The 9,721-nt window shown below is 49.4% G+C and carries 10 protein-coding genes and 3 tRNA genes; 9 read left to right on the forward strand and 4 right to left on the reverse strand.

The genetic code is table 11. The annotated features are described in order from the left end of the window. Window positions 1–166: 166 nt before the first annotated feature. From rsmC to JKP81_RS17595, 4 genes are all read left to right on the forward strand, one after another. Entirely contained in the window at window positions 167–1,195 is a 1,029-nt protein-coding gene (rsmC, locus tag JKP81_RS17580; protein WP_200552728.1) for a 16S rRNA (guanine(1207)-N(2))-methyltransferase RsmC, read from the forward strand. A 168-nt stretch (window positions 1,196–1,363) separates the two neighbouring features. After that, a tRNA-Leu gene (locus JKP81_RS17585) sits at window positions 1,364–1,450 on the forward strand. 28 nt (window positions 1,451–1,478) lie between these two features. Then, a tRNA-Leu gene (locus JKP81_RS17590) sits at window positions 1,479–1,565 on the forward strand. A 31-nt stretch (window positions 1,566–1,596) separates the two neighbouring features. Continuing rightward, a tRNA-Leu gene (locus tag JKP81_RS17595) sits at window positions 1,597–1,683 on the forward strand. Window positions 1,684–1,716: 33 nt separating this feature from the next. On the opposite strand, the gene JKP81_RS17600 is transcribed toward JKP81_RS17595, so the two are convergent. After that, window positions 1,717–1,995, reverse strand: a complete 279-nt coding sequence (locus JKP81_RS17600) for a DUF1435 domain-containing protein (RefSeq protein ID WP_200552729.1) — start codon at window positions 1,993–1,995, stop codon at window positions 1,717–1,719. Window positions 1,996–2,212: 217 nt separating this feature from the next. Here JKP81_RS17600 and JKP81_RS17605 point away from each other — a divergent pair, with 217 nt between their 5' ends. Both JKP81_RS17605 and fhuF read left to right on the forward strand, forming a co-directional pair. Further along, window positions 2,213–3,277 (forward strand): GGDEF domain-containing protein, encoded by a 1,065-nt coding sequence (locus JKP81_RS17605; RefSeq protein ID WP_017457829.1) that lies wholly within the window; start codon window positions 2,213–2,215, stop codon window positions 3,275–3,277. Between the two features lie 102 nt (window positions 3,278–3,379). Continuing rightward, window positions 3,380–4,168 carry a siderophore-iron reductase FhuF gene (fhuF, locus tag JKP81_RS17610; protein WP_200552730.1) on the forward strand — a complete coding sequence of 263 codons (789 nt, stop codon included), beginning with the start codon at window positions 3,380–3,382 and terminating at the stop codon, window positions 4,166–4,168. A gap of 43 nt (window positions 4,169–4,211) precedes the next feature. On the opposite strand, the gene JKP81_RS17615 is transcribed toward fhuF, so the two are convergent. Then, window positions 4,212–5,552, reverse strand: coding sequence for a PTS sugar transporter subunit IIC (locus JKP81_RS17615; RefSeq protein WP_200552731.1), 1,341 nt, complete (start codon window positions 5,550–5,552; stop codon window positions 4,212–4,214). A 339-nt stretch (window positions 5,553–5,891) separates the two neighbouring features. Here JKP81_RS17615 and JKP81_RS17620 point away from each other — a divergent pair, with 339 nt between their 5' ends. Then, window positions 5,892–6,350: a YbaK/EbsC family protein gene (locus JKP81_RS17620; protein WP_017457826.1), complete on the forward strand. Its 459-nt coding sequence runs from the start codon at window positions 5,892–5,894 to the stop codon at window positions 6,348–6,350. Window positions 6,351–6,401: 51 nt separating this feature from the next. On the opposite strand, the gene bglJ is transcribed toward JKP81_RS17620, so the two are convergent. Beyond that, entirely contained in the window at window positions 6,402–7,022 is a 621-nt protein-coding gene (gene bglJ, locus JKP81_RS17625; protein ID WP_200552739.1) for a DNA-binding transcriptional activator BglJ, read from the reverse strand. 11 nt (window positions 7,023–7,033) lie between these two features. After that, complete coding sequence (locus JKP81_RS17630) at window positions 7,034–7,756, reverse strand: response regulator transcription factor (protein ID WP_200552732.1); 723 nt, start codon at window positions 7,754–7,756, stop codon at window positions 7,034–7,036. A 533-nt stretch (window positions 7,757–8,289) separates the two neighbouring features. On the opposite strand from JKP81_RS17630, the gene JKP81_RS17635 reads away from it, so the two are divergent. Then, window positions 8,290–9,066, forward strand: a complete 777-nt coding sequence (locus tag JKP81_RS17635) for a threonine/serine exporter ThrE family protein (RefSeq protein WP_200552733.1) — start codon at window positions 8,290–8,292, stop codon at window positions 9,064–9,066. Then, window positions 9,057–9,530 (forward strand): threonine/serine exporter, encoded by a 474-nt coding sequence (locus JKP81_RS17640; protein WP_017457822.1) that lies wholly within the window; start codon window positions 9,057–9,059, stop codon window positions 9,528–9,530. Before JKP81_RS17635 ends, JKP81_RS17640 begins: the two co-directional genes overlap by 10 nt. Window positions 9,531–9,721 lie beyond the last annotated feature (191 nt).

The following is a 9,721-nucleotide window of genomic DNA, read 5'->3' on the forward strand; positions in this document are numbered from 1 at the left end:
GCCGCGCGAAAGATAACGGACATACACAAAATCATTCACACTGCGTCGAGGCGGCAAGAATGAGGCTCCCGTGGAGATTAACCGGGGGATGAAGACGCAGCCAACAAAGAGGCAGTTTGGAGGATAACGTGTATAATCGCCGCCTGAATTTAAAGAGGAACCATTCATGTCTGCTTATACCCCGGCAAGTGAAGTCTTGCTGCGCCACAGTGACGATTTCGAACCAAGCCGTATTTTATTTGCCGGCGATTTGCAGGATGACCTGCCCGCTCGCCTGGACACCGCTGAAAGCCGTGCCTGGACGCAACAATTCCATCAGTGGCAGACCTTAAGCCAGCAGATGGGTGAACACGCCCGTTATAGCCTGGTCGCCGATAGCGAGACCGTCGGTAACAGCGACACGCTTATTTACTACTGGCCGAAAAATAAACCGGAAGCCCTGTTTCAGTTGATGAACCTGCTGTCGCTACTGCCAGTGGGCAGCGACATTTTTGTGGTGGGCGAAAACCGTAGCGGTGTGCGCAGTGCCGAACAGATGCTGGCTGAGTTTTGTCCGCTGAATAAAGTCGATAGCGCCCGCCGCTGTGGGCTATATCACGGTCGCCTTGAGAAGCAACCGACGTTCGATCCGAACAGTTACTGGGGCGAATACACGCTGGATAATCTGACGATTAAAACCCTGCCGGGCGTATTTAGCCGCGACGGTCTGGATGTCGGTAGCCAACTTCTGCTGTCGACACTTACGCCACATACCAAGGGGAAAGTGTTGGATGTGGGTTGTGGCGCGGGTGTGCTCGCAACGGTACTGGCCAGCCACTCGCCGAAAGTGCGCCTGACGCTGTGCGATGTTTCCGCCCCGGCGGTAGAAGCCAGCCGCGCAACGCTTGCGGCGAACGGTTTTGAAGGTGATGTTTTCGCCAGCAATGTCTTCTCAGAAGTCACGGGCCGCTTTGATATGATCATCTCCAATCCGCCATTCCATGATGGTTTGCAAACCAGCCAGGAAGCCGCGCAAACGCTGATTCGCGGTGCGGTACGCCATCTGAACAGCGGCGGTGAGCTGCGCATTGTTGCGAACGCCTTCTTGCCTTACCCGGACGTGCTGGATCAAACGTTTGGTTTCCATGAAGTCATCGCGCAGACTGGTCGATTCAAAGTGTACCGTACGGTAATGACGCGCCAGGCGTTAAAGTAACCCGCAGGCCCGGAGGAATCATCCCTCGGGCAAATTTCACCCCCTCGTCACGCCGCGCCCATTTTTACAGCGATCAGCCTCAGTCTGTGCAATTAACTATTGACGAAAAGTTGAAAACATCTAGAATGCGCCTCCGTGGTAACGATACTTCAAGAGTATCGATGGTATGCGAAGGTGGCGGAATTGGTAGACGCGCTAGCTTCAGGTGTTAGTGTCCTTACGGACGTGGGGGTTCAAGTCCCCCCCCTCGCACCATAAACCACGTTGATATTGCTCGCACTGTGCGAAGGTGGCGGAATTGGTAGACGCGCTAGCTTCAGGTGTTAGTGTTCTTACGGACGTGGGGGTTCAAGTCCCCCCCCTCGCACCAACGAGGCGATATCAAAAAGTAAGATGACTGTGCGAAGGTGGCGGAATTGGTAGACGCGCTAGCTTCAGGTGTTAGTGTCCTTACGGACGTGGGGGTTCAAGTCCCCCCCCTCGCACCAGATATCTTATTCTCTCCCTGAATCGCTCCCCTGTTACACCATCATCTTAAAATTCAATAGCATCAGCATCATTGCGCCAACCAGTGCAACGCCTGAAGGCAATAAAATAAAATGGCGTAAACGCTTATGGTAAAGCATGACGGGTGTCAGTAATAAGCCCAGAACAATCACCATTCGCCACGCATTGACTGATAAATCCGCCATCATCAGCACAGCAACAATCACTCCAGGCACAACAATTCCCCAGCCACTTCCCAGCGCTCGCTGCAACATGGTTTCATCTCTCAAATCGATAATGATAACCAATATCATATGATATCTTTTCTCAATTGTCAGCCTGCGGTCATGCGGTCGTATGAAGATTACTCATCATCTAATGACAGTCATTCAGGAAGGTGATAAATTAAGCGCTGCTTAAATCTAAATCCAAATCACTAATTTTTCGCAATGACAGTTTCATTGCGTTACTTCTTTTTTCTTTTGACTCATAGCGCAGTAGTATATTGCGGATAAATAACGATTTTTAGGTATGACATTACAAACCTGGCAATCTCTATGTAATAAGAGATATCGATTGTCCCTGCGACTCTTTTTACTGCTCAACGCAATCTCAGCTTTGTTCTCTATTGCTCTGCCGCTCTACAATCAGCGCGCGTTCACGTTTCCCGTATGTGCTATCTTTGCTGCGAGCATTGTGTTGCCCGTCTGGCAAAAGTGTTATCCAAAAATAAAAATCAATATCACATTCATCTCCCTTATATTTGGCTGCTTGTGGGCATGGCATGTGATAACCAAAGTCAGGTTACTCAATGACAACGCCTCCACCTACCTGCTTATTGCCTTGCTAAGTGTGCTTTTTATCGGCTCGATCGCTTTTTCAAATAACATTGTCGCCTTTTTGCTGCACTCTTTGCCCGTATTCGTGACATGTCTGTGGTTGAACGAAGGAGAAAGCGCAATCAGGCTTATTTACACCTTTGCGTTACCGGTGCTGGGGATCTCAATCCAGCATGCGATCCAAAAACGTAATGATAGTTTTGCCCTTGCGCTGATGAACCGCCTGATGCAGGAGCGCAAAACGCTCAACGATCTGAGCATGCTTGACCCGCTAACCGGCCTGTACAACCGTCGAGGTTTGCAACACAAACTCAATAATTTGCTGGCCGTCGATGAGAGCTCGCGTTTCGTCCTGCTGCTCGATATTGATCACTTCAAAGCCTATAACGACCACTACGGCCATATGATGGGCGATCAGGCGCTTATCCGCGTTTCTGCCGCTTTACGCGACGCTGTGCGCTCCCGTGATATCGTCGCGCGCTTTGGCGGCGAAGAATTTATGATCCTGCTAAATAATGTCGATGTCGAACAGGCGCGCCTTACCGGAGAGCGCATTCGTCAGAAAGTGTACGATTTAAAAATCCCACATATGTTTAACGAAAGCGTCGCCACGAACGTCACGATCAGCATCGGGATTGCGCCACTTGTCGACCACGATATTGATGCGGCGCTTTCGCTCGCCGATAAAGCGTTATATGAAGCCAAACATTTAGGTCGTAACAACATTCTGGTGAGTGGCGAGCTGCAAGTCGCTTGAGGCGTGGTTGACGCTAACTTTACGATAAAATTGTTGCTATCGATTTTACCTCTAGCTAGGATTGGCAATCATTATCATTTAGATTTCCTATCGGCTGGCGCTATGACTTATCGCACCGCATCGATCACCGAAAACATTATCTGGCGAAGCCGACTCACTGATGAGCGCGATTCGCTGGCGAATGCCATGCGGGAAACTATCGCCAGCACCCGCGAATATTTGCTCGATTTTATTCGTCTGAATGAACCCGCGCCGTATACGGCAATGACGCTGGCTGAGTGGTCACGCCCTGCGGCATTGCAGTCACTTATCGCTACCTACTCCGATCATATTTACCGCAACCAATTAACGCAGCCGCGTGAAAACAAACCGTTGCTGTCGCTATGGGCGCAGTGGTATCTCGGGTTGCTGGTGCCGCCACTATTATTGACGTTGCTGACGCAAAAAAACGCCATTGACCTCTCCCCGGAACATTTTCATGTCGAGTTCCATGAAACCGGCCGCGCCGCGTGTTTCTGGATTGATGTGCAACGGGATACTAAGTTGTCGTCATATAACGATGCGCAGCGGATTTGTGCATTAACGACACATGCGATGCTCCCGGTTGTGCAGGCGCTGGAAACCACCGGCGATATCAACGGCAAACTTATCTGGAGCAATACCGGTTATCTGATTAACTGGTGCCTGGGGGAACTCATCCCAAAACTAGGTGAAACGCGTGTCGCCGCGCTTCGCCAGCTTTGCTTTTTCGAAAAGCAGCTCGCTGACGGCAGTGATAACCCTTTGTGGCGCACAGTTGTCCTGCGCGACGGCGCTCTGGTGCGTCGTACTTGCTGCCAGCGCTATCGCCTGCCGGATGTGCAGCAGTGCGGTGACTGTACGCTGAAATAAGGAGAGGGCGATAAATCGCCCTCTTCGTTTTTATTCGACACTATCACGCAACCTGCTTATCTTCCTCTGCGCGTTGTGCCTCTTCTGCTTCCTGTTCCAGCAACTGTTTCTCATACACTTTGAAGAACGGGTAATAAATCACCGCTGAAACACAGGCCAGCAGAACGACAAGAATCGCCGCGCGGAAATCCCAACCTAACGCCCATGCCCCGCCAATCGGCGCTGGCGCGGTCCAGGGTACGACCGAAATGACCCGACCAATCAGATCCAGTTTCATTGCCGCCCAGGCAATAATCGCATTGATTGTCGGAGCCAGCAGGAATGGGATAAAGAACACAGGATTCATTACGATGGGAGTACCGAAAATAACCGGCTCGTTGATGTTGAACAAACTGGGCACCACACTCAAACGCCCAATCGAACGCAAATGCACCGAGCGGCTACGCAAGTAGCAGAACACCAGGCCCATGGTCGCGCCGGATCCGCCAATAACAATAAAGAATGTCCAGAACGCTTCCATAAAGATATGCGGTAACGGCGCACCTTGCGCCAGCGCGCTCTGGTTAAGCCCGAGGTTCGTTAACCAGAACATCTGCAGCATCCCGGAAACAATCGCCGCGCCATGGATACCCGCAAACCACAACAAATGGCCGATGATCACCGCCAGTAAAATCGCGGGCAGCGAGTCCGCCGCCGCAACCAGCGGTTTGAACAGCGCCATAATAGCTTGCGGGATCAGCATATTGAACTGCGTCTGGATGAGCAGGCTCAGCGGATAAAGGGTAAGCACCACGACCAGAACCGGGATCAGCAAATCAAAAGAGTTTTTGATCATTGGCGGCACCTGGTCTGGCAAGCGGATGCCAATATTGTGCGCTTTCAGGAAACGCATCATTTCCACGCAGTAAATAGCCACCAGGATCGCGGTAAAAATACCGGTACCGCCCAGGCTATCCACCGGCAATGTGCCGTTGGTTTTCGGCGCTGCGACCAGTAAAAACGCCATCAGTGACAGCATCGCGCACATAAATGGATCCAACTGATGCGACTTCACATAATGTTTACCGAGGTTGTAAGCAATCGCCGCACAGATATAGATAGACATAATGCCCATCGTCATATCAAAAGGCGTGAGGATCCGCCCTTCATACTGCTTCGCCAGGTCCAGCCATGTACGGGCAAAACCCCAGGTCGTGTCCGGCGAAAATGGAGGGTAAGCAAACACCAGCAAGAATGAGCCCACAATCATAAACGGCATCGCAGAGATAAAACCGTCGCGAATCGCCATAACATGACGCTGGGAAGAGATACGTCCGGCTACCGGACTGACATAATTTTCTATAAACCGGAAAATAAGATTAAACGCAGCATGGTTGGCAGACATAGTAGATCTCCTATCAGGCTAACAAAGTAAGCGCATCAGCAACCGTTCTGCCGTGCAGCGATCCATGTTTTTGACGTGAAACCATGCAGGTTTTCGAACCAGCATTACAGCAATGTTGAGTAGGTTTCATAGACGGCTCTTTTTTAATTTTATGAACAGAGGGAAATGACAAAATGAGTATTAACCCGGCTTGTTAACACTGCAACCGGTTACTGTAACCGGTTTCCGCGATTGTGAAGAGGATCGAGAATCTGGCAGTAAGATGTTTGTTATGCCCGCTTATTTACACACATAACAGGCTTGTGACAGATTAATGGCGGTCATTTGCTGGAGAACATCATGAGTTTGCAGTCCGTGCGGCAGTTCTTTGCCGATAACGCCCCCGACATAGATATTATTGAACTTAACCAAAGCACAGCGACTGTGGCACTGGCCGCCGCCGCGCATAATGTCGAACCAGGGCAAATCGCAAAGACGCTGTCGTTAAAAGTGAAAAACGAAGTGATATTGGTCGTCGCGAAAGGTGATGCTCGCCTTGATAACAAAAAACTAAAAAATACCTTTGGCGCGAAAGCCCGGATGCTAAGCAGTGACGAAGTTGTCACCATTACCGGGCATCCAGTCGGTGGTGTCTGCCCGTTTGGTCTGGAAAACCCACTACAGGTGTATTGTGACGTGTCTTTAAAACGCTATCAGGAAGTGTTACCGGCAGCGGGTGCGATTCACAGCGCGATTCGTATTTCTCCCGACAGAATGGCAGAGTTAACCCGCGCGAAATGGATTGATGTGTGTCTGTAGTTACATAACAAAGCGCCAGGCTGAACCTGACGCCAGTTCCCAAAACCCCTTTTACATTAATTCAGACGCGGCGCGCGCGCAGGGCGGCTTCCATGTCAGAATATCCGCCGCATCAAGCAAACCGACATCTGATGTGACCCCCAGCTTTGCCATCGCGTTGAATTTATGCGCCCGAATCGTTTTCACATTACGATCCAGCTGCGATGCAATCTCGGCAACAGAAAAACCCCGCGTCATATAGTTCAGAATTTCCCTTTCTGTCGGGCTGAGCATACGACACTGGCTCACATACCAATGATTAATCATGTTTTCGTTAATGCGCCGCGTTTCACCAAACAACGTGACCAGCTCCTCCAGTAGCACAGCAAGTGACGATGATTTACTCAGTATCCCATGCAACCGTGAGGGTGAAAGATGCCCAACCAGCCGAGCTTCACGGTTATCTCCCGCTAATACTATGCGTTGCATTCCTGGATGAGAAAGGGAGAGTAAATGCAGACACATCAGGCATTCCAGCCGCTCTTTCCGCTGACCAAAAAGGGAATAGATGACGGAAAAAAACGAAGTCTGTTTCAGCGCCTGCCGAAACGCCGAATGGTCTTTAAAAAAATAAAATCGATAGTGATTAATAGCAGATTCATCAAATAAATGTCGTAGGCCCTCCCCGCTCATTATGCATTTTTCTATGATGGCAATATTTCCCTTCTTCCTGGTATTTTCCATTCATTATGTTCTCCGTCCGCTGTACCAAAATCCAGCTGTTTCATTCCCTGGCTGCTATTAATCCATGTATACAAATCTGCGTTACTACGTAGTGATAACCGCCGCATTGCGCTATTCTTTTGCGCACTGACTGTCTTATTACTTTTTTTAAGCAGTGTGGCGATTTGATTAATCCCCCACCCTTTTCCGAGGAGACGTAACACTTTTCGCTCAGACAACGTTAACATTGCGTTCGAAAAAGAATTGTCGTTGTGTTTATGCCATCCTGAAGTCAATAAGGTTTGGCTAATATTTTCAACATCCTTATGCCCATTACGAATGGCGTCAATTACACCCTCGATCGGTTCCACATCCGCAAGCAATGTCGTTTTGGGCTGCATAAGGAGCTCAGCGGCCACAGGATAGAGACTGCGCGAGACGAAGAATAGCCAGCGTGCGTTATCGCATTGAGGGAACAGTGAATAATATTGCTGGCAGCTTTTTCTGGCATAACGCTGTTCCCCAGATAAATCAGTGATTATCAATCTGGCACATTTTAATTTAAGCGGTGCAACCTCTTCCACTGATGAATAATAATTGAGTGCATATTCTGGGAAATGCCGCTCAAGAATGCCGCCAATCCCGACCCTAAGTACCGGCGTTTTGCTGATGATAATCCCCTGATTGCCGTCTTTCGATAGCATAAACCCTCCGCTTCCATTTGCGCGTTCTATCAACCTTATTTATAAGTATTTACTCAGTTAATACTCATATTGCGTAAAGTAGCAACACCGTTTTGATGCAGCCACCATAAAATTGGCACAATTTATGAATGGCAATAAATATAATGTACTGAATTATAATATCCACAAGTAGCGTGTCAACATTACACAATGCGCATTAAAATATCCGATACATTATTAATAATAAAATAAGAAATTTAAAACAGCCCGAACATATAGAGATAAGAGAAAAACAATTATCTTAAATAATATATAAGATCTTATTAACGCTAACTTCATCATTATTCTCAGCTAAGCAGAAAAAAATCTGCTGTTTCTTTTCCGTTATTACGTCATTCTTAACACGCGAGAAGATCTCCTTTTGAACACGAACAAGCGTGATTTAATGCACAATTCTTGATCTTTCTTAGCGCCATTCCGCCCTTGTCCTGTGCTAAAAATAGGCTTTCCGCTCCACCCTTCGTGAGCGCCAGTGCAACAATACCAGGGTAATCATGCAAACAGACCAGTCATCACAGCGGGCCATTACGCGGCTGTGCATTCAGTGTGGCCTTTTTTTGTTACAGCACGGCGCAGAGAGCGCGCTGGTTGAGGAGCTTTCAACGCGTCTGGGACTGGCGCTGGGCATGGACAGTGTTGAAAGCTCTATTTCTTCCAATGCCATTGTCCTTACCACGATTAAAGATGGAATGTGCCTGACATCGACCCGCAAAAATAGCGATCGCGGCATCAATATGCACGTGGTGACGGAAGTGCAGCATATTGTCATCCTCACCGAACATAAGTTATTGGATTGCAAAGACGTCGAGAAGCGCTTCGCTCAGGTCAAACCCTTACGCTACCCGCGCTGGCTGGTCACGCTGATGGTGGGTCTCTCCTGCGCCTGCTTTTGCAAGCTCAATAATGGCGGCTGGGATGGTGCTTTTATCACTTTTTGCGCCAGTAGTGTCGCGATGTACGTCCGCCTTGTTCTGGCGGGTCGCCACTTACATCCGCAAATCAACTTTTGTATCACTGCTTTTGTCGCCACTACGGTTTCCGGTTTAATGCTGACGCTACCTGCGTTCCTGCAATCATCCACCGTCGCTATGGCCGCCAGCGTTTTGCTTTTAGTGCCTGGATTTCCGTTGATTAATTCGGTTGCCGATATGTTTAAAGGGCATATCAATACGGGGCTTGCGCGCTGGGCTATCGCCAGCTTATTAACGCTTGCCACCTGTATTGGGGTAGTAATGGCAATGACACTGTGGGGGCTACGCGGATGGATGTGATTTTGTTCATCCTGGCGCTGGCGCAGGATATGTTACTGGCGGCCATCCCTGCCGTTGGCTTTGCCATGGTATTTAACGTGCCGCACCGCGCTCTGCCCTGGTGCGCACTGCTTGGGGCGATAGGTCATGGTTCGCGCTTCGCCATGGTGCACTGGGGATTCAATATCGAATGGTCGACTTTTGCCGCCTCAATGCTGGTCGGCTCAATTGGTATTCACTGGTCACGCTGGTATCTGGCGCACCCGAAAGTCTTTACCGTAGCAGCGGTGATCCCGATGTTTCCGGGCATTTCCGCCTATACAGCGATGATTTCGGCGGTCAAGATCGGCCATTTTGGCTACAGCGAAGAACTGATGATTTTGCTGTTAACGAATTTCCTGAAAGCATCGTCGATTGTCGGCGCCCTCTCTATCGGGCTGTCGATTCCTGGGCTGTGGATTTATCGTAAACGCCCCCGCGTATAAAATCTGTTTTCTGCCGCCACGGAATTCCACCTCTAGTAAAGCTGGAATTCCGTGGCGGCAATGTTGACGAAGTGAATCGCCACGGATAATCTAGACACTTCCGAGCCGTTGATAATACTGGTTTTCATATTCTGTCGGTGACATCTGTTCGCTAGAACCATGCCGACGCTTACTGTTATAAAACATTTCGA

Source organism: Kosakonia sp. LAM2021, assembly GCF_016620385.1.
In the GTDB taxonomy this organism is placed as follows: domain Bacteria; phylum Pseudomonadota; class Gammaproteobacteria; order Enterobacterales; family Enterobacteriaceae; genus Kosakonia; species Kosakonia sacchari.

Coding starts and splice junctions, on each gene's coding strand:
- rsmC (WP_200552728.1), top strand. CDS start 167: ATGTCTGCTTATACCCCGGCAAGTGAAGTCTTGCTGCGCCACAGTGAC.
- JKP81_RS17600 (WP_200552729.1), bottom strand. CDS start 1,995: ATGATATTGGTTATCATTATCGATTTGAGAGATGAAACCATGTTGCAG.
- JKP81_RS17605 (WP_017457829.1), top strand. CDS start 2,213: ATGACATTACAAACCTGGCAATCTCTATGTAATAAGAGATATCGATTG.
- fhuF (WP_200552730.1), top strand. CDS start 3,380: ATGACTTATCGCACCGCATCGATCACCGAAAACATTATCTGGCGAAGC.
- JKP81_RS17615 (WP_200552731.1), bottom strand. CDS start 5,552: ATGTCTGCCAACCATGCTGCGTTTAATCTTATTTTCCGGTTTATAGAA.
- JKP81_RS17620 (WP_017457826.1), top strand. CDS start 5,892: ATGAGTTTGCAGTCCGTGCGGCAGTTCTTTGCCGATAACGCCCCCGAC.
- bglJ (WP_200552739.1), bottom strand. CDS start 7,022: ATGAGCGGGGAGGGCCTACGACATTTATTTGATGAATCTGCTATTAAT.
- JKP81_RS17630 (WP_200552732.1), bottom strand. CDS start 7,756: ATGCTATCGAAAGACGGCAATCAGGGGATTATCATCAGCAAAACGCCG.
- JKP81_RS17635 (WP_200552733.1), top strand. CDS start 8,290: ATGCAAACAGACCAGTCATCACAGCGGGCCATTACGCGGCTGTGCATT.
- JKP81_RS17640 (WP_017457822.1), top strand. CDS start 9,057: ATGGATGTGATTTTGTTCATCCTGGCGCTGGCGCAGGATATGTTACTG.